This is a genomic window from Caulobacter sp. BE254, assembly GCF_031457295.1.
In the GTDB taxonomy this organism is placed as follows: domain Bacteria; phylum Pseudomonadota; class Alphaproteobacteria; order Caulobacterales; family Caulobacteraceae; genus Caulobacter.
The window spans coordinates 91,086-110,699 of record NZ_JAVDWJ010000009.1; the positions used below are offsets into that span (position 1 = coordinate 91,086).

Annotated in this window: 23 protein-coding genes and 1 pseudogene; 9 read left to right on the top strand and 15 right to left on the bottom strand. The window is 64.8% G+C overall.

The genetic code is table 11. The features are described from left to right. Positions 1-309 precede the first annotated feature (309 nt). On the bottom strand, positions 310-846 hold the full coding sequence (locus J2X41_RS16660; protein ID WP_310083210.1) for a hypothetical protein: 537 nt from the start codon (positions 844-846) through the stop codon (positions 310-312). A gap of 102 nt (positions 847-948) precedes the next feature. Continuing rightward, positions 949-1,329 (bottom strand): hypothetical protein, encoded by a 381-nt coding sequence (locus J2X41_RS16665; protein ID WP_310083212.1) that lies wholly within the window; start codon positions 1,327-1,329, stop codon positions 949-951. A gap of 81 nt (positions 1,330-1,410) precedes the next feature. Between J2X41_RS16665 and J2X41_RS16670 the strand changes: the two genes are divergently transcribed. From J2X41_RS16670 to J2X41_RS16680, 3 genes are read left to right on the top strand one after another with little or no spacing between them, the layout of a single operon-like run. Next, a complete protein-coding gene (locus tag J2X41_RS16670; protein WP_310083214.1) occupies positions 1,411-2,970 on the top strand; it encodes a recombinase family protein in 1,560 nt (519 codons plus the stop codon). After that, entirely contained in the window at positions 2,967-3,848 is an 882-nt protein-coding gene (locus J2X41_RS16675; protein ID WP_310083216.1) for a plasmid partitioning protein RepB C-terminal domain-containing protein, read from the top strand. The genes J2X41_RS16670 and J2X41_RS16675 overlap by 4 nt, the downstream gene beginning before the upstream one ends. 1 nt (position 3,849) lies before the next feature. Then, the gene (locus J2X41_RS16680; protein WP_310083217.1) at positions 3,850-4,758 is read left to right on the top strand and encodes a plasmid partitioning protein RepB C-terminal domain-containing protein; all 909 of its coding nucleotides are present in this window, start codon (positions 3,850-3,852) and stop codon (positions 4,756-4,758) included. A gap of 48 nt (positions 4,759-4,806) precedes the next feature. Here J2X41_RS16680 and J2X41_RS16685 read toward each other — a convergent pair whose 3' ends face one another. The 4 genes from J2X41_RS16685 to J2X41_RS16700 form a co-directional block, all read right to left on the bottom strand. Further along, on the bottom strand, positions 4,807-5,064 hold the full coding sequence (locus J2X41_RS16685) for a hypothetical protein (RefSeq protein ID WP_310083219.1): 258 nt from the start codon (positions 5,062-5,064) through the stop codon (positions 4,807-4,809). Positions 5,065-5,133: 69 nt separating this feature from the next. Next, a complete protein-coding gene (locus J2X41_RS16690) occupies positions 5,134-6,558 on the bottom strand; it encodes a hypothetical protein (RefSeq protein ID WP_310083220.1) in 1,425 nt (474 codons plus the stop codon). A gap of 107 nt (positions 6,559-6,665) precedes the next feature. After that, positions 6,666-8,156 (bottom strand): hypothetical protein, encoded by a 1,491-nt coding sequence (locus J2X41_RS16695; protein WP_310083221.1) that lies wholly within the window; start codon positions 8,154-8,156, stop codon positions 6,666-6,668. A 100-nt stretch (positions 8,157-8,256) separates the two neighbouring features. Further along, the gene (locus J2X41_RS16700) at positions 8,257-8,958 is read right to left on the bottom strand and encodes a hypothetical protein (protein WP_310083222.1); all 702 of its coding nucleotides are present in this window, start codon (positions 8,956-8,958) and stop codon (positions 8,257-8,259) included. 285 nt (positions 8,959-9,243) lie between these two features. On the opposite strand from J2X41_RS16700, the gene J2X41_RS16705 reads away from it, so the two are divergent. The 4 genes and pseudogenes from J2X41_RS16705 (at position 9,244) to J2X41_RS16720 (ending at position 11,175) form a co-directional block, all read left to right on the top strand. Then, a complete protein-coding gene (locus J2X41_RS16705; protein ID WP_310083224.1) occupies positions 9,244-9,774 on the top strand; it encodes an antirestriction protein ArdA in 531 nt (176 codons plus the stop codon). Positions 9,775-9,866: 92 nt separating this feature from the next. After that, a pseudogene (locus J2X41_RS16710) lies at positions 9,867-10,130 on the top strand (hypothetical protein); the annotation flags it as partial. After that, positions 10,097-10,786: a DedA family protein gene (locus tag J2X41_RS16715; protein WP_310083226.1), complete on the top strand. Its 690-nt coding sequence runs from the start codon at positions 10,097-10,099 to the stop codon at positions 10,784-10,786. The pseudogene J2X41_RS16710 and the gene J2X41_RS16715, both read left to right, overlap by 34 nt. Before the next feature lie 188 nt (positions 10,787-10,974). Continuing rightward, a complete protein-coding gene (locus J2X41_RS16720) occupies positions 10,975-11,175 on the top strand; it encodes a hypothetical protein (protein WP_028040524.1) in 201 nt (66 codons plus the stop codon). Positions 11,176-11,295: 120 nt separating this feature from the next. Here the strand turns inward: J2X41_RS16720 and J2X41_RS16725 are convergent, their stop codons facing one another. The 6 genes from J2X41_RS16725 to J2X41_RS16750 are packed head-to-tail and all read right to left on the bottom strand — an operon-like array spanning position 11,296 to position 14,582. Continuing rightward, positions 11,296-11,421 (bottom strand): hypothetical protein, encoded by a 126-nt coding sequence (locus J2X41_RS16725; RefSeq protein WP_310083228.1) that lies wholly within the window; start codon positions 11,419-11,421, stop codon positions 11,296-11,298. Positions 11,422-11,431: 10 nt separating this feature from the next. Beyond that, entirely contained in the window at positions 11,432-12,553 is a 1,122-nt protein-coding gene (gene dinB, locus J2X41_RS16730; RefSeq protein ID WP_310083230.1) for a DNA polymerase IV, read from the bottom strand. A gap of 44 nt (positions 12,554-12,597) precedes the next feature. Further along, positions 12,598-13,371, bottom strand: coding sequence for an exodeoxyribonuclease III (locus J2X41_RS16735; protein ID WP_310083232.1), 774 nt, complete (start codon positions 13,369-13,371; stop codon positions 12,598-12,600). A gap of 25 nt (positions 13,372-13,396) precedes the next feature. Continuing rightward, a complete protein-coding gene (locus J2X41_RS16740) occupies positions 13,397-13,585 on the bottom strand; it encodes a hypothetical protein (RefSeq protein WP_310083234.1) in 189 nt (62 codons plus the stop codon). After that, complete coding sequence (locus J2X41_RS16745; RefSeq protein ID WP_310083235.1) at positions 13,582-14,256, bottom strand: alpha-ketoglutarate-dependent dioxygenase AlkB; 675 nt, start codon at positions 14,254-14,256, stop codon at positions 13,582-13,584. Before J2X41_RS16745 ends, J2X41_RS16740 begins: the two co-directional genes overlap by 4 nt. Then, the gene (locus J2X41_RS16750) at positions 14,253-14,582 is read right to left on the bottom strand and encodes a hypothetical protein (protein WP_310083236.1); all 330 of its coding nucleotides are present in this window, start codon (positions 14,580-14,582) and stop codon (positions 14,253-14,255) included. The genes J2X41_RS16745 and J2X41_RS16750 overlap by 4 nt, the downstream gene beginning before the upstream one ends. A gap of 134 nt (positions 14,583-14,716) precedes the next feature. Here J2X41_RS16750 and J2X41_RS16755 point away from each other — a divergent pair, with 134 nt between their 5' ends. Next, the gene (locus tag J2X41_RS16755; protein ID WP_310083237.1) at positions 14,717-15,613 is read left to right on the top strand and encodes a 3'-5' exonuclease; all 897 of its coding nucleotides are present in this window, start codon (positions 14,717-14,719) and stop codon (positions 15,611-15,613) included. 25 nt (positions 15,614-15,638) lie between these two features. Next, positions 15,639-16,646 carry a glycosyl hydrolase gene (locus J2X41_RS16760; protein WP_310083238.1) on the top strand — a complete coding sequence of 336 codons (1,008 nt, stop codon included), beginning with the start codon at positions 15,639-15,641 and terminating at the stop codon, positions 16,644-16,646. 56 nt (positions 16,647-16,702) lie between these two features. Here the strand turns inward: J2X41_RS16760 and J2X41_RS16765 are convergent, their stop codons facing one another. The 3 genes from J2X41_RS16765 to J2X41_RS16775 form a co-directional block, all read right to left on the bottom strand. Then, entirely contained in the window at positions 16,703-17,119 is a 417-nt protein-coding gene (locus tag J2X41_RS16765) for a thermonuclease family protein (RefSeq protein ID WP_310083240.1), read from the bottom strand. Positions 17,120-17,331: 212 nt separating this feature from the next. After that, a complete protein-coding gene (locus J2X41_RS16770; protein WP_310083241.1) occupies positions 17,332-18,162 on the bottom strand; it encodes an aldo/keto reductase in 831 nt (276 codons plus the stop codon). An 82-nt stretch (positions 18,163-18,244) separates the two neighbouring features. Continuing rightward, positions 18,245-18,964: a DUF2786 domain-containing protein gene (locus J2X41_RS16775; RefSeq protein ID WP_310083243.1), complete on the bottom strand. Its 720-nt coding sequence runs from the start codon at positions 18,962-18,964 to the stop codon at positions 18,245-18,247. Positions 18,965-19,614: the final 650 nt, after the last annotated feature.

Sequence of the window (19,614 nt, forward strand, 5' to 3'; positions counted from 1 at the left end):
TAATGATGATGGGGTGTGCAGTTATTGGCTTGGCCTCTGAAGTTCGATGCTGCAGTTTCCTACTGCAGTCAGCTGAGTTGGGGCGAGCAGTTTTTCTGGAGATCGGCCGTTCTGGTGCGGGAATTTTGCTCCGAGTCTGGGACCTGAGCCAGTGAAGGTTATGACGTCCCGGAAGGGCGGGTAGGGCGGTCAGTGAGCGAAGAAAAATGCCTGACAGTTTGGGGCTTGGCGCCTCGACGGCCAAGCGGCCCCGCCGGTTGGCATTCGAGCGGATGCGCCCGAACGAGCGTGACCGCTCCTTGCTCGCTGTTAGTCGGAGACCAACAAAGTTTGGGTCGGACAGAGGATCAGTTGGCGGCGACCGGATGGCGCAGCGACCGTGCAGCGGTCGCGATTGAGATGTTGGATGCCATCGGAGTCGACCAGGCTGATCCTGCGCTCGCTGATCGAGCGGATGCAGCTCCAGTGGTCGTATCGTCCCACCATTCCGAGGAGAACCGAACCTGCTTCGAACGTTTCGGCATGCGCCTGCACGCGAGTCCAATAGTCAGCCAAGCCTGCAGGCTGGGTGTTGAAAGCGCGCACGCTCTTCAGCCGTAGGCCGTAGTTTTCAGCGGTCCATTCGTGAGCAGCGCGAACCATCTGCTGAAACGTCCGGATCCCGGTGCCCTGTGTGATCGCGTCAGCCAAGCGTCCGCCATCGGCCAGGACGACGCAAAGCTCGATGAAGAGATCTCGGCATCGAGTTCGACTGATACGAACACCGCGTCGATCCGCCATAGCTTTGGTGCTGTTGATCACGGCGTAAACGCCGCACAGACTATCGAGCGCGCCCTGTCGATACATGATGTCCCCCAAACATATTTGAAGCTTGGTTATAGGGCGGGCGACGTCCTGGCGCAGGTGTATCCGAAGTTCGAAGCGGGAGTGGGCGGGGCGCGGTGTAGCTCAGCTGCCTTGAAGGTCATCGATCATTTCCAGCATCTCTTTGAGCTTCTCGCGTGCGCCCGCGAGCTTGCGAGCGGTGATCAGGTCGTGGCGGCCGGCCAAGAAGAGGACGGTTTCCAGGACCTCTTCGGAGTGGCGAAGGAGCACGACCAGGTTTTCGCCGCTGGGGCCATTGTTGGCGGCGAACCAGTTACGGACAGCGCGCGGGTTGGCCCGGGTCAGGCGCACCACGACCTTCACCGCCGCGGGGCTTTGGCCGTACTCGCGCCGCAGCGCTTGGGCGATCGCCTCAACGAAATCCATGCGGTGCGGGTCGGGACTTTGTGGAAAAGTTTTTCCCGAATCTGACCGAAGTTTTCGGTCCTTCTGCGAACGCGACATTCCCACCATCCCCGACCTAGGGTCGTAGCCAGAGCCACGGTGCTCCGGCTCGGTGACGTTTGGCGTGGGGACTGAAGACAGATGGAAAATGTAACCGGCGACGAAAAACCCGCCGGCGCTACGGTGCGGGCGGCCCAGTACGTTCGGATGAGCACCGAGCACCAAAAGTACTCGACCGAGAACCAGGCCGAGATCATCGCCCGGTACGCCGCGCGCAAAGGCTTTGAGATCGTCCAGACCTATGCCGACGAGGGCAAGAGCGGCTTGCGGCTGGACGGGCGCGATGCGCTCAAGGGCCTGATCGCCGACGTGAAGGCCGGCCGAGCCGACTTCCAGGCGATCCTTGTCTACGACGTCAGCCGCTGGGGTCGCTTCCAGGACGCCGACGAGAGCGCCTTCTACGAATTCCAGTGTCGCGAGGCCGGCATAATCGTTCACTACTGCGCCGAGCAGTTCGAGAACGACGGCAGCCTTTCGGCCACCATCATCAAGAGCATGAAGCGGGCGATGGCGGGCGAGTACAGCCGCGAGCTCTCCGCCAAGGTCTTCACCGGCCAGTGCCGGCTGATCACTCTGGGCTTTCGCCAGGGCGGGCCGGCCGGCTTTGGCCTTCGCCGCGTGCTGGTCGACGAGCATCGCCAGCCCAAAGGCGTTTTGAACCGCGGTGAGCAGAAGAGCCTGCAGACCGACCGGGTGGTTCTAGCGCCGGGACCGGCCGAAGAAATCGAGATCGTCCAGCGTATCTACCGGATGTTCGTGCTGCACCGGCGGTCCGAGCGGGAGATCGCCATTCTGCTCAATGAGGAGGGTCTGGTGACCGACCTTGGGCGCGCCTGGACGCGCGGTGTCGTCCACCAGGTGCTGAGCAACGAAAAGTACGTTGGCAACAACGTCTACAATCGCGTCTCCTTCAAGCTGAAGAAGAAGCGGGTGGTCAACGAGCCCGATCACTGGGTGCGCGGCGACGGCGCCTTCGACGCGATCGTCGACCCTGACTTCTTCCTCGCTGCGCGGCGGATCATCGAGGAGCGTACGCGGCGGTTCACCAATGAGGAGTTGCTGGAGCGGCTCAACGGATTGCTGAGCGAGCGCGGCTGTCTCTCGGGGCTGATCATCGACGAGGTCGAGGACATGCCCTCAAGCTCCACCTATCGCCATCGGTTCGGCAGCCTTGTCCGGGCCTATGAACTGGTCGGTTATGCGATCCCTCGGGACTATCGCTATCTAGAGACCAACCGCGCCTTGCGGGCCCTGCACCCGAAGATCGTCGAACAGACGCTCGGGGCCATCCGCGGCCTGGGTGGCGCGGTGCGGGTCGATCCCGCCACCGACTTGATGACGATCAACGAGGAGTTCACCGCCTCGCTGGCGATCGCTCGCTGCGCACCCACCCCAAGCGGTGGTCGCTGGAAGATCCGGCTCGACGCGGGCTTGCGGCCCGACATCACCATCGCCGCGCGCATGAACGCCGACAACGCCACCGTGCGCGACTGGTATCTCCTGCCGTGGATCGATCTGGGCGAAGCCTCCAGGCTGAAGCTGGCCGAGGACAACGGCGTCTTCCTCGACGCCTACCGCTTCGATGACCTGGAGCCGTTCTTCGATCTGACGCGGCGCTTTCGCCTGCGGAGCGCGGCATGAGCGAGCAGGAACAGCATATCCGCCGCGTACCGATCGCGGCGATCACCGTTCTCAATCCGCGCTCGCGCAACAAGCGCATCTTCCAAGAACTGGTCTCCAGCATCGCCAATCTTGGCCTGAAGAAGCCGATCACGGTCAGTCCGCGCGAGGACGGCGGCTTTGACCTGATCTGCGGGCAGGGACGGCTGGAGGCCTTCATGGCGCTGGGCGAAACCGACATTCCAGCCGTGGTCATGGAGGCCAGCGTCGAGGACTGCTTCGTCATGAGCCTGGTGGAAAACCTGGCGCGTCGCCAGCACAGCCCCATGGAACTGGTCCATGAGATCGGCGCCCTGAAGGAGCGCGGCTACTCGGTCAGCGAGATCGCCCGCAAGACCGACTTCAGCCCCGAATATATCTGGGCGATCGTCTTCCTGCTCGAGAACGGCGAGGTCCGGCTGATCAACGCCGTCGAGCGCGGCGTCATTCCCCACACCATCGCCATGGAGATCGCCAAGGCCGGCGACGCCGAAGTCCAAAGCGCCCTGGCCGACGCCTACGAGAACAAGGCCTTGCCTGGCAACCAATTGGTGGCGATCCGTAGGATCATCGAGCAGCGCAAGACCAGCGGCAAGGCAGGTCACAGCGGCGCGCGCGGTCATGGGGCAGGGCGCGTTCGGGTCACTGCCGATGCCCTGGTGAGGGCCTATCGCAAGGAGACCGATCGCCAGAAGCTGCTGATCAAGAAGGCGTCGCTCGCCCAGAGCCGGCTGCTGTTCGTGGTCAATGGACTTCGACGGCTTCTGGACGACGACCATTTCGTCACCCTGCTGCGGGCCGAGGCCATGCACACCTTGCCCAAGCCCCTGGCCGAGCGCCTCGGCGTGCACGAGGCCTGACATGGCTCCCGTTCGCGCCGCCTTCGAGCAGGACCTGGTCACGGTTCGGCTCGACGAAATCCTGCCCATGCGCAAAACGCCCGAGAAGGTCCTGACGTCGGTGAAGTTTCGGCGCATCGCCCAGTCGGTCGCCGAGGTCGGCGTCATCGAGCCGTTGGTCGTCGTCCGGTCACCCGGTGGCGGACCCTACATGCTGCTCGATGGGCATGTGCGGTTGGCGATTTTAAAGGATCTGGGGGAGCGCGAAACCCGCTGCCTGATTTCCGACGACGACGAAGCCTTCACCTACAACAAGCGGGTCAATCGCCTCGCCACCATCCAGGAGCATTACATGATCGTTCGCGCCATCGAGCGCGGCGTTTCCGAAGAGAAGCTCGCCCGCGCCCTCAATGTCGACGCCAAGGCCATCCGCCGCCGGCGCAGCCTGTTGGAGGGCGTCACGCCCGAAGTGGTCGAACTGCTGAAGGACCGCGCGGTCAATCCGGTGTCGTTCGACGCCCTGCGCAAGATGAAGCCGATGCGGCAGATCGAAGTGGCCGAACTGATGATCTCGGCCGGCAACTTCACCTCCGCCTACGCCAAGGCGCTGCTGGCGGCGACCCGGCAGGCCGATCTCCTTCATGCCAACAAGCCCAAGAAGGTCGGGGGCATGACCAGCGACCAGATGGCCCGCATGGAGCGGGAAATGGAGTCCCTGACCCAGGACTTCAAAGCCCTCGAGACCTCGTACGGCGACGACGTGCTGCACCTGGTGATCGCGTCGGGTTATCTGTCTCGTCTTATCGGGAACGGCGAGATCGAGCGCTATTTGCGCGGGCGCCATTCAGAGATCCTGGACGAGTTTCGGGCCATCGTGGCGGCGGCGTCGCTCGATCGGGCTGTGACCTTGGGTGGGTCCGGCGAAGCCTAGGCGTGATCCACGATCGCTCAAGGGCAAGGCGAGCGCCGCGAGAAATCCCTATCCGCCGCCGATCCGCATAGCCATTTCTACCGGGATGCGGGGATTGCCCCAACTTCCCTCAAAAAAGGCGTCGAACTGTTGCGTTTGGCCATGGATGGTCTCGCCGGCAACCTCGGTCCAGTTGGCCGTAAGTATGTCACCGACCGAGATGGCCCCTTCATCGCCCAAGAGTTCAGCGAGCGTGAAGCCATCGCCATGCTGGACGACAATCATGCCGCCATTGCGCGACACAAAGACCACCTGTCCCGTTGCCATGATTTCCCCTGGAGTGAGCGCGCAGAACGCCGACAGATGACTCCGGGCGCCGCAGCCTCCCGACCTCTATCAAACAATGGCTCTAAGCTTTGCGTCAAGAAACGCTGAGATCTGGGCGCGTTTCAATTGGGCGACGAGGTCGAGCATGACGGCAAAATCGCTGTCATCGAGCGCGATCACGTAGCCGCGCTTGTCGGAGGCGGTGTCCTTGCAGCGCTGCGTGAACAGCACGCGATCTTGGATTTGCCTACAGACCAAGAAGCCGAGATTTCCTCGCTGGTGGCCAAAGCGGCTACTTAACTGGTCAAGTTCTGGGTTTTTCACGTCGCCGGTATAGTTCTTACATTCTACGAATAGGTACAGTGTCGATGCAGGAGGCCAGCTGCGAACTGCAGAAAAGAACCCATCTTTTGAGGCGTTCGTGTACGTAATGTCTATACGCTTTCGACCATCGTGAAGGGGGTCTTCTTTTTTCGGTGTGACGAGATGAGGGTAGAACAAGAAAGATAGAACACCGACCATGTACGCGTGATATTCATCAGCGTGGTCTCGCCCCGCTGGGATCTTCGCGAGCCCGTCCTTCAGCGCTAGGGCGAATGCGGTTTCAACAAAATCCTCATCGAAATCTCGGGCAGTTAATGCGCCTTGGGCGCCTTTAATTTGCTTGTAGCGCTCAATGACGTCCGGGTTGGCTCGGGCGAAGGCCTCCAAATCTGGCTTTGCGAAAGGATGAACCTCCTTCAGGTCAGATTTATACACTTTCTTCGTGCCGTTCTTGAGGAGATTAACAAGGCTTCCCCCTGTTCTAATTTCCTCCTGTTGAAGAAAATTCAACATGTGGTGGTTATAAAATTCCTGGCTATCTAATGACAACTTTCTCCGTACCAAAACCTTTGGAATGAATAGAACGGGATATTTTCCAACTATAGGTATATTTGCGTAGTGCGTTTCCCATCGACCCTTGGTCGGATTCCATGATGGTGGCATTGCGATTTTATGCGTCGGTATGTCATGGAGCTGGCACTGTTCGAGTGTGTAACGTTCAAGCGGCGATCGAATAACATTCGTTGTGAGATCGGAAAGCTTGTCGCTACTGATGCCGTCAATGAAAAGTTCTGTCTCCGCTAGGTCCGTAAGCGTTCCGGTCTGAAAGGACTTGCTGCGCTTGAGAGCCGAAATAATCTGGCGAGCCTGGTTAGGCCCCACGCCCCGACCTGCTGGGCTTCCCTTTGAGACGCCGAGGAATGTCTCGCGCGGTTCGCTGAGGTGAGAGGTCAGGGACGCGGCAGCGCTCGCGCTACCAGATCTGATCGTCTCAAGTAGAACTTCAAAATATGTGACGATGTAGTTTTGTAATTCTAGGGCTAACGGATCTTCGCTTATTTCTATGGCGTAAGGATCCACGAATAACTTCAAGTCGAAGCTGGTGTCTACGTCGATAAAATCCAGCTCGGACTGGTTTTTCTTAAGCTTGAACGCCTTGGATATTTTCACGAACTGTCCCTTCAGCGTTAGCTTTTTTATAGCGTAACATCGTTTTCCCAGCTTCACAGGGAAACGCTATTTGGGAGCGCTGGAGACGTTGCGGCCACTGTCGGCGCCTATCCCTGTTCTGGAGTCAGGCGGTTCCACTCAGCTTCAAAAAATTGGTGCTGGCCTGCCAAGTCCACGCCCTCGAACACGTTGGCGGCGAACGGGGACACCGCCCATTGCCGGTGCTCGTTGGTGGTCTTCTCGCGCATGAACCGGTCGATGCCAACCTGGGCGATAATGCCCGCGGCGATCTCCAGTTCAGCGGCCGAGGCGATCGTATAGGGCCTCTTGTCGGGAAGGGCCGGGTCCAGGCCTGCCTCAGCGAGATGGCGCCGCACGCCATCGTCGAGGAGACCGTAGATCGTGGGGTTGAACACCCACCAATCTTCCAGGGTCACCACCAGCGGATAGGGGGTCTTTTGGCTGGGCGCCCAGTGGGTGAGACCGGCCAGCGCATCCTCGATGTTCTTGTAGTTCTGAGCGACGGCCTTGGCCAATCGATCGAGCGCCTCGCAAAGCGCCTTGGTGTCGGACGACACCTTGGCGTCGACGCGTAGGCGGCTGGTCTTGCATTCGATGAACAGCGTGGCGTCCGCGTCCTGCAGGATCCAATCGAGGCCGTCCTTTCGGTTCTTCCCGATCCAGTACTCGCGCTCTTCGAAAAGCTCGAACCGAGGCGCGGGGCAAGACAGGGAAAGGATCTCGCCGACATAAGTCTGAAAGGAGCGACCAAACGCGTTGGCGAAGGCCGGGACCTCGATCAGGTCATAGTAGAGGCCTTCGGAGACGCGCCTCATCAGCAGGCTGGGAATGGGGCAGAGGACGCGATCGGGGTGGACCGGATCAAAACGGATCAACGGCCGCGCGCGTAGGGGATTCCAGGCATAGAGCCAGGCGCCGTCATAGCGCTGCTCTTTCTGAACGGCGGCCCTAAGCGTCGGCACATCCGACGACAAGCGATCGAAATACCGCCGCGAGGTTTCGGCATCCAGGCCGAGGACAGCATAGGACTGCTGCGTCGACAGGCCAGGCCGGCGCAGAAAATGGCCGCACGTCGCGAAGGTCAGTCGGTTGAGCTCAAGAACCGTCAACCCGGTCTGCTGCAAGACGATGGGCTCGACCTCCTCGCGGCCGAAGATGCGCATGTAGCGCAGCAGGCTGTTGCGATTAGGTGGCATCTGCCAGGGGAACTGCCGGTGCGCGAGGCGGTGCATCTCCCTCATGACGTCGCCGCCATCGGCGAAGAAAGCCTGGGTGGCGACATTGTCCAGGCGCCGAAGATGATTGATCGCGGGGGCCAGATCGTTCCAGCGTTCGAGCACCGCGCCCGCGGGCTGAGCGTTCAGAACGATCTCGCGCGCCAAGATGTCCAGGTCCCAGGCGAAGAGATGACCGCCGAGCTTCCGGCCCTGGGCCCAACGCTCCGGAGGCGGGCCCATCTCCCCGGGCAGCGGACCGTCGTGCTCCAGATGTTGGCTTAGACGCCACAGATGGACCAAGGCCGGTTCCAGCGCGAACCGGCGCATATAGTTTCGAAATGGCTTGTAGGCTTCATGCATGCCGACGTTCTAGGCCGGGCCGGCTAGGACGGGGGTGCAAGGCGCGAGCGTCTGATCGGCGGGCTTGGACATGACGGACCTTGCTGAGCGCGGCGTTCGGTCAGACTTGCGGCGCGCGAATGAAATCGATGAAGGCCAGGCCGTACTCGGTGGTCTGGGGCGATTGCAGGCCCCCGCCCGTCATCATCGCTTTGAAGGACCCTCCCACTAAGTCCTCGCGAGCTAGGTCAGCGTAGAGACGGTCCAGTAAGGCAGGCGATTGGCCCAGATCCGGGTGGGTTTTGGCGATTATCCCGTGGATCGAGCCACCGAAGGCGATCGACCGAGCCTCTTTTGCATAGGCCGGATCGGCCATCGGGTCGGCCAACAGCGCCAGCAGTTTCAAATGGCCCTCGGAGAAGCGCTCGACATAGGACAGGAAGGCGCCCAGCAGCACCTCGTCGAGGCGTACGCCCGCAGCGGTGTTGAGCACGACATTGCGTAGCGCTTCACGCTTGACCTGCCCGTGACTGGCCAGAGCCATCTGGGTCGCCCGGGCCACGGTGGAGACGAACGCCTCGTCGCGCGCGAGGGTCTCAGGATCTAGGCCTTCGACACGCGCTGTGAGATCGGCCAAGGCAAGACCAAGCTCGGCGAACCACGCTTCCTGGCGTCGCCGCAGCGGGCTGCCGATCATTTTGTCGAGGAGTTCCTGCGCGACTCCGCCAACCCCGGGAATGGCTCCCAGCGTGACCTTGGCGACGCCGTAGCCGAACTCGCGCTCATCGCCGGTGGGGAAGGGGACGATCTGGGGTTGGTCCATGGTCGAGACTCCGGATCCGAAAAGGGCGCGAGCGCATGATGAGCATCAGTCTTGCCGTGTCCTGCGACAAATCTGGTCGTGGCGTCCGCGGTCTTTCGTTTTTGCTGGCCGCGTCCGCGGCCCGGGGCTTGGGGCTCCGCCCCTGGCGCGCTTCGGATCGCCTTCCGCCCAGCTTCGGGCTTTGCCCTGCAGCCGGGCCCCCGCGAAGCCGCCCCTCCGCTTGCACCCCCGGTCTCGCCGACGGGCAAGGGTTCATGCTGAACCCCTGCTTGAAGGATGAGGAAGATGGGACAAGCCGCTGAAAAGCTGGAGCCTCGCATCTATGTCGCCTGCCTGGCGGCCTATAACAGCGGCCGGCTGCATGGCGCCTGGATCGCCGTGGAGGATGACGCCGAGGCCGTGCGCGAGGCGGTGGCCGCCATGCTGGCCGCCTCGCCGGTGGCGGGCGCGGAGGAATACGCCATTCACGATCATGAGGACTTCGGCGGCGTCGAGGTCCGCGAATATGCCGACCTCGACCACCTCGTCGAGATCGCCGGCTTCCTGCGCGAGCGCGGCCATCTCGGCGCCTTGGTGCTCGAGCATTTCAGCGGCGATCTGGAGGCGGCGACGAGCGCCTTGGACGAGCAATATCGCGGGGTGTTCTCCAGCCTCGCCGACTGCTTTCAGGAGCTGGTGGAGGAGACCACGGTCATTCCGGAGGCCTTGCGCCTCTATATCGATTGGGAGGCCATGGCCCGTGACGCCCGGTTGGGCGGCGAGGTGTTCACGGTCGAGACCGGCCATGACGAGGTGCATGTGTTCTGGACGCGCTAGCGGAGGACTGCTTGCCGCCTAAGTCTCGGCGGGAGGGACGAACCGTTCTGAAGGTGACCCAGTAGCGTAAGGGCGTTGACGCCGAGACCGGAACCAAGGTCGCCGAGCCGGTCACGCTGATCGCGTCGGTGCTGGCGGGGTTCATGGAGACTGACCGGGGTTTCACCTTGGGGCCGCAAGACCCGCCGGGGGCGAGTCTCTGGCGCCGTTTGGTTGCTGATGCGGATCGGCCACAGAGGCCGTTTTTAGTGCCCGATGATACCGATCGGTCTCGCAACCGCGTCGCGGCTTCCCATGTTGGTTGGGTCCAAGGAAATCCGCCATGCATTTCGATCTCGCCCCGCTGTCCGCCCTGATCTCCGACCACCGCGCCTGGGCGGGCCTGGTGCTTGGTTTGGCGACCTTCCTGGAGTCGCTGGTGCTGATCGGCGCCTTCGTGCCGGCCACCGCCCTGATGCTGCTGGCCGGTGGTCTGATCGCCACCGGCGCCCTGGACCCGGTGTCGGTGGTGTTGTGGTCGGTCGCCGGCGCGGCGCTCGGCGACGCGGTCTCCTATGGCCTGGGCCGGCGCCTGGGCGGCGGGGTCCTGGCTTTGCCGCTCCTGCGGCCGCACCGCCGGACGATCGCCCGCACGCGCCTGTTCTCGCGCCGCTATGGCGTCGCCTCGATCTTCCTGGGCCGGTTCTTCGGGCCGCTGCGCGCCTTCGTGCCGGTGATGGCCGGCATGGCGCGGATGAAGACCCACAGCTTCCAGATCGCCAATGTCGCCTCGGCCTTCGTCTGGGTCGGCGCCCTGGTGTCGCCAGGCTATCTGGCCGGCAAGGGCCTGTCGGTCCTGCCGAGCCTGGATATCGGCCAGGTCGGTCTTGTGGTCGCGGCCCTGGCCGTGGTCGCGGGCGGGGTGGTGCTGATGCGCCGCAAGCCGGCCCCGAGCACCGCGCCCGTGGCGCGCCAAGTGACGCAGGGGTCGGCGATCGCCGCCTTCGAGCCGATGGACCGCTGCGCGGCCTAGAGGGTCGCGCCGCCTCAAACTCAGGCGGGTCGCGGCGGCGCTGTCCGGCAGCGGCGGTCCCGAATATTTCCAGGAGCGTCCGCCCCGGGCGATCGCAGATGGGCGCGGCGGCGGTGCGGCGCCATCAAAGCGTCACCGATCCTAAGTCAGGCTTGACCGTCGGATTCCCCGACCGGAGAGACTGATCGATGCGCCGCACCCTGGCCCTGGCCGCCGCCGCCCTGCTGACCCTGGCTGTTTCCAGCCCGTCCTTCGCCGCCCAATGCCGCGACGCCAAAGGCAAGTTCATCAAATGCCCGGCCGCCAGCGCCCCGGCCAAGCCGACCAAGTGCAAGGACGCCAAGGGCAAGTTCGCCAAGTGCGGGACGCCGGGCGCCAAGCCGGCCTAAAGCCCGTCGAGGGCGTTTCTGGCGATCGCGGTTTCGGTCGCCAGGCCGGCTTTGGCCTGGGCGGGTGAAGGATAGTGCGCGGAGGTTCGAGTTGGTGGTGTCGCACCAAGGTGCTTGGACCTAGCGAGGCGTGAACACCGTCAACAAGGTAATGCCGGCCACGCCTGCCAGTCCGATGATCGCCGCGATCCCGGCCCAGCCAGCGGGCGTCAGGATCCGGGCGCTGGGGCGACGGCGGGACGACATGGTCTGGATCCTAAGCAGGGTTGAGGGCCATCGACACGCCGCTGGGCGCCACGTCAAGGCCAAGGCCTAGCTGTTCGTCCTTCAGGGCGATGGCCTGGTCGAAGTTCGATAGGGTCACGCCCACCAGGCGGATGCCCAGGCGCGGCGGATAGACCGAGCGGATCAGATCCAGGCTGGTTTGGCGCAGGGTCTCCTGGTCGGTGATCGGCGAGGGCAGGGAGCGGCTGCGCGTGGCCTGCTGGAAGTCGGCCCACTTGATCTTGACGGTGACGGTGCGGGCCCGGGCGCTCGTCTTCTCACACCAGGCCCAGACGTCGTCAGCCATGGCCAGGACGCCGGCCTCGATCGGCTCGGGCGCGACATGGTCCAGGTCGAAGGTGGTCTCCGAGCCCGACGACTTGCGTACCCGGTCCGGATTGACCGGCCGGTGGTCCTGCCCGCGGGCGATGGCGTAGTACCAGGGTCCCGACTTGCCGAAATGGTGCTGCAGGAAGGCCAGGCTCTGGCGATGCAGGTCCTCGCCGGTATGGATGCCCAGCCGCTTCATCTTGGTCTCGGTGACCGCGCCGACCCCATGGAAGCGGCCGATCGGCAAGGATTGGACGAAGGCCTCGCCCTTGCCGGGCGGGACCACGAACTGGCCGTTGGGCTTTCTCTGGTCCGAGGCGAGCTTGGCCAGGAACTTGTTGTAGGACACTCCGGCCGAGGCGGTCAGGCCGGTGGTCTCCAGGATCCGGGCGCGGATTTCCCTGGCTGTTTCCGAAGCCGTCTCCAGGCCGCGGCGGTTGGCGGTGACATCGAGATAGGCCTCGTCCAGCGACAGGGGTTCGATCAGGTCGGTGTAGTCGGCGAAGATCGCGTGGATCTGGCGCGAGACGGCCTTGTAGACCTCAAAGCGCGGCGGCACGAACACCAGCTGCGGGCACTTGGCCAAGGCGGTGGTCGAGGGCATGGCCGAGCGGACGCCGAACTGGCGCGCCTCGTAGCTGGCGGCGGCGACCACGCCGCGCCGGGCCCCGTGGCCGACCGCCAGTGGCCGGCCGCGCAGGCTGGGATCATCGCGCTGTTCGACCGACGCATAGAAGGCGTCCATGTCGATATGGATGATCTTGCGAATCCCGGGCTCGCCCATGGCGGCAGCCTAGCGGATCTGGAACTAAAGGGGAACATCGATCGCTAGTCGGCGAGCTGGATCCAGGTCGGCGCATGGTCGCTGGCCTCTTGCTCGCCGCGCGCCCAGCGGTCGACGCCGGCCTCGACCAGGCGATCGGCGAGATCCGGCGTCAGCAGCAGGTGGTCCAGCCGCAGACCCTTGTCGTTCGGCCAGCGGTTTCGGAGATAGGCCCAGAAGGTCCAGAGCGGGCCGGTCGGATGGAGCTGGCGCAGGGCGTCGGTCCAACCCTGGTCGAGCAGGCGGTGATAAGCAGCGCGGACCCCCGGCTGCAGCAACGCGTCGTCGGCCCACGAGTGGGGCTGATAGATATCGGCCTCGGTGGGCACGACGTTGTAGTCGCCGGCCAGCACCACCGGCGCGCCGCTGGATCGCAGGTCTTCAGCGTGGGCGATCAGGCGCTCGAACCAGGCCAGCTTGTAGTCGAACTTGGGGCCCGGCCGAGGATTGCCGTTGGGCAGGTAGAGGCTGGCCACCAGCACGCCGTTGACCGCCGCCTCGATGTAGCGGGCTTGGATGTCGGCCGGATCGCCGGGCAGGGCGGTGCGGGTGACGATCGGCTCGGCCTCGCGCGCCAGGATCGCGACCCCGTTCCAGCTGCGCTGGCCTTTCCAGACGGCGTTGTAGCCCAGCTGGGTCAGCGGCGCGGCCGGAAAGACGCCTTGCTCGGCCTTCAGTTCCTGGAGACAAACGACGTCCGGCTCGGCCTCGGCCAGCCAGTCGATCAGGTTGTCCAGGCGCTTGACGACGTTGTTGATGTTGAAGGTGGCGATCTTCACCGGGCGTCGCCGACCTTGGCGGGCCTCAAGCCTCGATCGGCTGGAAGCTGCCCGGGTCCAGGCCTTCGGGCACGCCGCGGACATAGAGGCCTTCGGCGTGGTGGCGCTCGAAGTCCTCGACCTCGTAGACCTGGCCGCTGTAGACGCCCAGATGGGGCAGGTTGACGCCGGTGCGCAGCACCTGGTCGCCTTGCTGGTAGGTTCGTTCGATCATGCTGGGTCCTCCGTCCCCGGCCCCAACGCTGTCGCGCCGTTTGGGGTTTCGCCAGGGGCCAACACGTATGCGTCAGAAGCGCCGCCGAGGCGGGGGCGCACCGTGCGGAAGGTCACCGAATAGCGCAGCGCCTCGACCGGCGGGATGCTGTGCTGCCAGTCGCTGCGGGCAGGCCCGCTCATCAGATAGGCCGAGCGGGGTTGGGCCTCGATCGTGGCCCTGTCCCATTTGTCTCCGGCCTTGCGCCGCAGGCGAAAACTGCAGGGCGAGACCAGCGACACGCCGGCGATGGCCACGGCCGGCGGCCGGTCGCGATGCCAGCCGATGCCGGCGCCGGGGGCGTACTCGGTGACCAGGGCGTGGCGGAAGCTGTCGCGGGGCAGGCCAGTGAAGGCGGCGACCTTGCCCAGCAGCGGACGCAGAAAGTCGGGGATCGGCTCGCCGGTCTCGATCATCTGGCCGCTGTCGTCCCGCCGCCAGCCGAAGCTGGCGACGCGCCGGTTTCCGAGATAGCCGAGGTGCTCGTAGGGCTTGAAGTCCAGGCCCTCGAAGCGCCGCACCAGATCGCGCTCTTCGGCGGGGCCGATCAGGTCGGGCTGGTAGGCGAAGCCTTGCGGCATCGGCCGGCGCGGCGCGGGCGGCAGGTCGAAGAGGCTAGGCTGGACGCTCATCGCCGCGCCGTCCCGTCGGGTTTGCCCGCCGCGGGCGGATCGACCCGGCGCACGGCGCGCCAATAGGACCACGGGACGCCCGCTGTCAGTTCCATCTCGAACCAGGCCTCCTCGCCGTCGAACTCGGGGACGTGTTCGGGCGAGACGAAGGTCACGTTGCTGCGCGAAGCGCGACGCCCGCCGGGAAAGGTGAAGCAGAGGGTGCGGCTGGTCGGATCGCCGGTGCGTTCGCGCCGGCGGGTCAGTTTCTCGATGCTCTTGCGCCAGACACGGGGCGGCTGGCCGGCGGGCGCGGCGAGGCGCCCGCGACGCGGGGGAGGGGGCATGGCGGATGTCCAGGTTGTTCTCTAATTGTTCTCATGGGCGGGCGAGAGTCAATCGACCGGAACGCGAAGTGGGGATCGATCCGCATGAGGCCTTGGCTGGCCTGGGAATCGGCTCCAGTGCTATGCCGGGCGGTATGGAGAAGCCGGCTCTGGATCTGGAAGCGATGGCCGCGGCGCTGCAGGAAAGCGGCGACTATCGGGTGCTGCGCCGGCTGGTCCCGCGGCCGCCGGTGGCGATCCCCGACGGCGTCGTCGTCCGCACGGGGCTGTTCGTCGATGTCGAGACCACGGGCCTGGACTGGCGCCAGGACGAGATCATCGAACTGGCCATGGTCCCGTTCCGCTATGGGATGGACGGGCGGATCTACGAGATCGGCGAGGCCTTCCACGGCTTTCGCCAGCCGGCCCGGCCGATCCCGCCGGAGATCACCGCCCTGACCGGCATCGACGACGCCATGGTCGCGGGCCAGACCCTGGACCTGGACGCCGTGGCGGCCGCGGCGGCGCCGGCCGCCCTGGTCATCGCCCACAACGCCGCTTTCGACCGCCGCTTCCTCGAGCGGTTCTGCGAGGTCTTTCGCACCAAGCCTTGGGCCTGCTCGATGAGTCAGGTCGACTGGGCCGCCGAGGGGCACGAGGGCGTAAAGCTGGCTTGGCTGGCCGCCGGGGCCGGGTTCTTCTACGACCGTCACCGGGCGGTCAATGACTGCGCCGCGGCCATCGAACTGCTGGCGACCGACCTGCCCAGAAGCGGCGTTCCGGCCCTGGCCGCCCTGCTGGAGCGGGCGCGCCTTCCGACCTGGCGGATCTGGGCCGAGAACTCGCCGTTCGCCATGAAGGACCGGCTCAAGGCCCGCGGCTATCGCTGGAACGGCGACGACACGGTGCCCTCGCGCTGCTGGTATGTCGACGTCGCCGAGGCCGACAAGGATGCCGAGCTCTTGTTCCTGCGCCAGGAAATCTACGGCGGCGAGATCGACCTGCTGGCCCGGCGCATCGACGCCTATGACCGGTTCTCCGAGCGTGGCTAGGGGCCAGGGACAAGAGGGGAACGGCATGAGGGTCTCCAGGCGCACGACCCTGGCCACGGGCCTGGCGCTGGCGGCGGTTGGCGGGGCAGGCGAGGCGGCGTCCTCACGCCGCCTGAGCAATCCTCGCGCGTCGGCGCAGGCCAGCGCCCTCTACGACTTTCTCTGGAGGCTCTACGGCCGCAAGACCCTGACCGGACAGCAGGAGCTGGGCGTGGCCCGCGCCGGTCCTCGGGTCGAGCTGGACTACCTCGCCCGGGTGACCGGCCGCCAGCCGGCCATCCTCGGCCTCGACTACATGGACCCGCGCGACAACGCCGCGGTCAACGAGCGGGCCACGGCGTGGCATCGCTCGGGCGGGATCGTCACCCTGTGCTGGCACTGGGGGGCGCCGGACGTCGGGACGGGGTACGAGAACTCCAAGAAGGACTTCGACCTGGTCGCCGCCTTGAAGCCCGGGACGCCGCAGAACCGGGCTTTGCATCGCGACCTGGACGCGATCGCCGACCTCCTGACCGTGTTGCGCGACCGACGCGTGCCGGTGCTCTGGCGGCCGCTGCACGAGTTCAGCGGCGACTGGTTCTGGTGGGGCAAGCACGGTCCGCAGGCCTTCAAGGCGCTATGGGCGCTGATGTACGACGAGTTCACCCGCCGCCGGGGCCTGGACAACCTGATCTGGGTGTTGGGCTGGGCCGGCCAGAACGTCGATCCGGCCTGGTATCCGGGGCGTGAGCGCGTCGATGTCGTCGGCGCCGACATCTATGTCGAGGACCATGGCGCGCTCGAGCCGATGTTCGGGGCGGTCAAGGCGATCGTCGGCGACGGCGTGCCGATCTGCCTGCACGAGAACGGGCCGATCCCCGATCCGGCCTTGCTTGGACCGCAGGCCGACTGGCTGTGGTTCATGACCTGGCACACGCGCTGGCTGATGGATCCTGGCCAGAACGATCCGGCGCGCTTGAAGGCCTACTATGGTTCGCAGCGGTACGTGACCAAGGACGAGCTGCTGGCCGTGGGTCTGCCCAAGCCCGGCTGAGGCGTCGCCCGGGACGGCCCGCACCTTCCTCGAAGGCGCGGTTCGGGCTTACGCCTCTATGGCTTGGCCGGGGCCGCGCCGTCGGCCCATTGCCCGCGACCGGCCGCCTTGGCGTCAGCTTCGGCCTTGGCGTAGGCGCCCTTGCTGTAGCGACGATACTCGGTGGTGAGCCCCGAGCGGATGAGCGCGGCGTTGACGTCCGGACTGGCGCTGGACCAGCACTTGCCGACGAAGCGGCCATAGCGGTCGCGCGCGACGAACCGACAGGCCACGCGGCCACGGGTCAGGCGGATCAACTCATCCCGGGCCTCATAGGCGAAGGGCTCGGCTGGGGTCTGGCCGCGTCGCACTTCGGGCGCGTCGACGCCGAAGAGCCGCACCCGCTCGGAACCGCAGCGCAGGGTGTCGCCATCGTGAACGCTCGGCGCGGTGCAGGCGATGAGGGCGGCGGCGAGGGCGGCGGGAACGGGCATGGAGCGGCTCTAATCCGCTTCGGCCAGCGGAGGTAAGCGCGGAATTCGCATGCTGAGGGCCGACGCCGGTCCGAGGGTCTGTGTCTCACCACACACCTTGGCGCACTGAGGACAAGCCCGGGCACCGACGTTCGATTTGCCCAAGCTACGCCAAACCGCCTTCGGATGGTGCTAGCGGGGGCAGGCGTTCGAGCCGACACCCGTCGGTCAACTCAGAGCATTTCCAGCGGACGGCGGCGGCTTGGCTTTGGGAATGCGGTGTCGAGCGCAGCCAGATCTTCGTCGTCGAGCTCGAGGGTAGCAGCCGCGTAATTGTCGCGCACGTGTGCGATCGAACTCGCCTTCGGGATGGCGATCACGTCCCGCTGACGCAATAGCCACGCCAAAGCGACTTGAGCGGGGGTGACGTTTTTGCGGTCCGCGACGTCCCACAGAGCTGAATGTCCGACGAGCCGCCCCTGTTCAACCGGGCTGTACGCCATCACCGGGATCGAACGTTGTTGAAGCCAGGGCAGGAGCTCGAATTCCGGGCCGCGACGCGACAGATTGTAGAGGATCTGATTGGTGGCGCAGTCTTTTCCGCCGGCTTCCAGCAATTCCCGCATGTCGTCGGTGTCCAGATTGCTCACGCCCCAGCGCGCAATCTTTCCTGCCTCGACGAGGCGCTCCATCGCCTCGACGGTCTCGGACAACGGAACGTTTCCGCGCCAATGCAAAAGGTAGAGGTCGAGCCTCTCGACCGCGAGGCGTTTGAGGCTGGCTTCGCAGGCCCGTGGGAGGCGCGCGCGCGATGCGTTCTGTGGGTAGGCCTTGCTCACCAGGAACACGCGATCGCGCAGGCCGGCGACAGCTTCGCCGACGAATTCTTCGGCGGCGCCTTCGCCGTACATCTCCGCGGTGTCGATCAGGGCCATGCCAAGCTCGACGCCCTCCCGGAGAGCGGCGATCTCCTGCGACCGCCGGTCAGATCGCTCAGCCATCATCCAAGTGCCTTGGCCCAGGGCCGGGACGCTCGCGCCGTCGGGAAAGCTGATCATCTTCATGGTTGGCCTAACGCTGATGGAGCACTTTCGGTCACGGCGAATTGAGGGCGGGCACCCGCCATAGGCGGGTCTTTGGCGGGCGTTAGGTGGCCTTCCGGATGTGGGGATCGATGGCCAAGGACGCGCCCGCGTCGCCGCCGGCCTCGTATGCTTTCGGCGACACCATGCGGGTTGGGCCGCGCACCGTTCTTAGCTTCAGATCGAGCCTGCCGAGTTCAGCGTCGACGACCGCCGATTTGAGAACGACAAGATCCCGCCCGCCGGCGCTGTTGGCCTGGTCGCGCCCGGCCTTCATCGCGGTCAACTTGTCTGCGATCGACGCGATCATGCCCAGAGTGAAGGACGCGTTCGCGATGTGACGCTCCTGGTGCCGAAACCGCTGATAGTCGGTGGTGGTCTTGTAGCGGCCAAGCTCAAACCGGACGGCGCTGTCGACCAATTCGGTCAGGTACCGAGCAGCTTCGATATCGGAGCGGAGGCCAAAGAATACGTATCGCGCGTCGCCCGTCGGGTTTTTCTCGCGCCAAACTCGGCAATCGCAGAAATTCGCGATGGCCCCAATGCAATCGCCCAGCGGTATGCGCTTGTTGCGGTGGGTCTGGTATTCAAGCCGTTCACACGATGCGTCACGAATTTCGACGTCTGTCAGCGACAAGTCGTAGCGACTGAGCAGCTCGGCGACCTTGGCGGCGGCCGACAAGGCTTCGTCTTCGGTGCAACCGTTGTCCGTGGTCTTGGCGCATAGGCCTTGGATGCGCGTCTTGAGCTTATCAAGGGCGGTGAGATCGGGATTTGCGTTCACGAATGCGTCCCGAAAAGTCAACTTTTGGCCATATCAGAGCCGGTCTGCTGAGCTTGCCCGCCGCCTTTCTAATCGAAGCCTGCAGCCCATCCCAGCGCCGTAATCCAACCAAATCGCCGCCGGCCCCAGATCTGCGGCTACCGCCAACAGCGTCGCACGTCCGTGGCCGCCAACTTTTGAGCGATGGCGGCTCCGGTTCCGCTGGCCGCGCCAGCGATCAGATCTGTTTGGGAGGAGTTGGGCTTCATGTCGGGTTCTCTATGTCGGCCAGACGGCGAGCCATCGGGTTCGTAAGGAAGCGGGGCGCGCCGATTGGCCGCCGGCGTTGACCGTGTCCGATCCTTCGACAAAATGATCGAGGACGCCGCAATCAGCGCACGGCTTTATGTAGTTAAAGCTATGCTAAGCGATTGTCGGTCGGCAGCGCCTGGAGGGGCATAGCTCCGTGTTGAGGCGAAATCCAAGGCGCCATAAGCCGTGAGAGCGATTGCAGGTCCATTCGATCATCGTTATAGTAAAAACTATAGTTACTCATTCCGCCCCATTCCGCCCCCTTCTGCCGCGACTCGGACGCTCGCTGGCTCTGGGTCAATAGAACGCCGGCGCGACGCAGCGTTTGGCGTCCCGGTTCTGGGCGGCCTGGTAACCTT

Coding starts and splice junctions, on each gene's coding strand:
- J2X41_RS16765 (WP_310083240.1), bottom strand. CDS start 17,119: ATGCCCGTTCCCGCCGCCCTCGCCGCCGCCCTCATCGCCTGCACCGCG.
- J2X41_RS16770 (WP_310083241.1), bottom strand. CDS start 18,162: ATGAAGATGATCAGCTTTCCCGACGGCGCGAGCGTCCCGGCCCTGGGC.
- J2X41_RS16700 (WP_310083222.1), bottom strand. CDS start 8,958: ATGGACCAACCCCAGATCGTCCCCTTCCCCACCGGCGATGAGCGCGAG.
- J2X41_RS16715 (WP_310083226.1), top strand. CDS start 10,097: ATGCATTTCGATCTCGCCCCGCTGTCCGCCCTGATCTCCGACCACCGC.
- J2X41_RS16750 (WP_310083236.1), bottom strand. CDS start 14,582: ATGCCCCCTCCCCCGCGTCGCGGGCGCCTCGCCGCGCCCGCCGGCCAG.
- J2X41_RS16740 (WP_310083234.1), bottom strand. CDS start 13,585: ATGATCGAACGAACCTACCAGCAAGGCGACCAGGTGCTGCGCACCGGC.
- J2X41_RS16665 (WP_310083212.1), bottom strand. CDS start 1,329: ATGTCGCGTTCGCAGAAGGACCGAAAACTTCGGTCAGATTCGGGAAAA.
- J2X41_RS16725 (WP_310083228.1), bottom strand. CDS start 11,421: ATGTCGTCCCGCCGTCGCCCCAGCGCCCGGATCCTGACGCCCGCTGGC.
- J2X41_RS16680 (WP_310083217.1), top strand. CDS start 3,850: ATGGCTCCCGTTCGCGCCGCCTTCGAGCAGGACCTGGTCACGGTTCGG.
- J2X41_RS16705 (WP_310083224.1), top strand. CDS start 9,244: ATGGGACAAGCCGCTGAAAAGCTGGAGCCTCGCATCTATGTCGCCTGC.
- J2X41_RS16760 (WP_310083238.1), top strand. CDS start 15,639: ATGAGGGTCTCCAGGCGCACGACCCTGGCCACGGGCCTGGCGCTGGCG.
- J2X41_RS16755 (WP_310083237.1), top strand. CDS start 14,717: ATGGAGAAGCCGGCTCTGGATCTGGAAGCGATGGCCGCGGCGCTGCAG.
- J2X41_RS16695 (WP_310083221.1), bottom strand. CDS start 8,156: ATGCATGAAGCCTACAAGCCATTTCGAAACTATATGCGCCGGTTCGCG.
- dinB (WP_310083230.1), bottom strand. CDS start 12,553: ATGGGCGAGCCCGGGATTCGCAAGATCATCCATATCGACATGGACGCC.
- J2X41_RS16675 (WP_310083216.1), top strand. CDS start 2,967: ATGAGCGAGCAGGAACAGCATATCCGCCGCGTACCGATCGCGGCGATC.
- J2X41_RS16670 (WP_310083214.1), top strand. CDS start 1,411: ATGGAAAATGTAACCGGCGACGAAAAACCCGCCGGCGCTACGGTGCGG.
- J2X41_RS16660 (WP_310083210.1), bottom strand. CDS start 846: ATGTATCGACAGGGCGCGCTCGATAGTCTGTGCGGCGTTTACGCCGTG.
- J2X41_RS16720 (WP_028040524.1), top strand. CDS start 10,975: ATGCGCCGCACCCTGGCCCTGGCCGCCGCCGCCCTGCTGACCCTGGCT.
- J2X41_RS16745 (WP_310083235.1), bottom strand. CDS start 14,256: ATGAGCGTCCAGCCTAGCCTCTTCGACCTGCCGCCCGCGCCGCGCCGG.
- J2X41_RS16685 (WP_310083219.1), bottom strand. CDS start 5,064: ATGGCAACGGGACAGGTGGTCTTTGTGTCGCGCAATGGCGGCATGATT.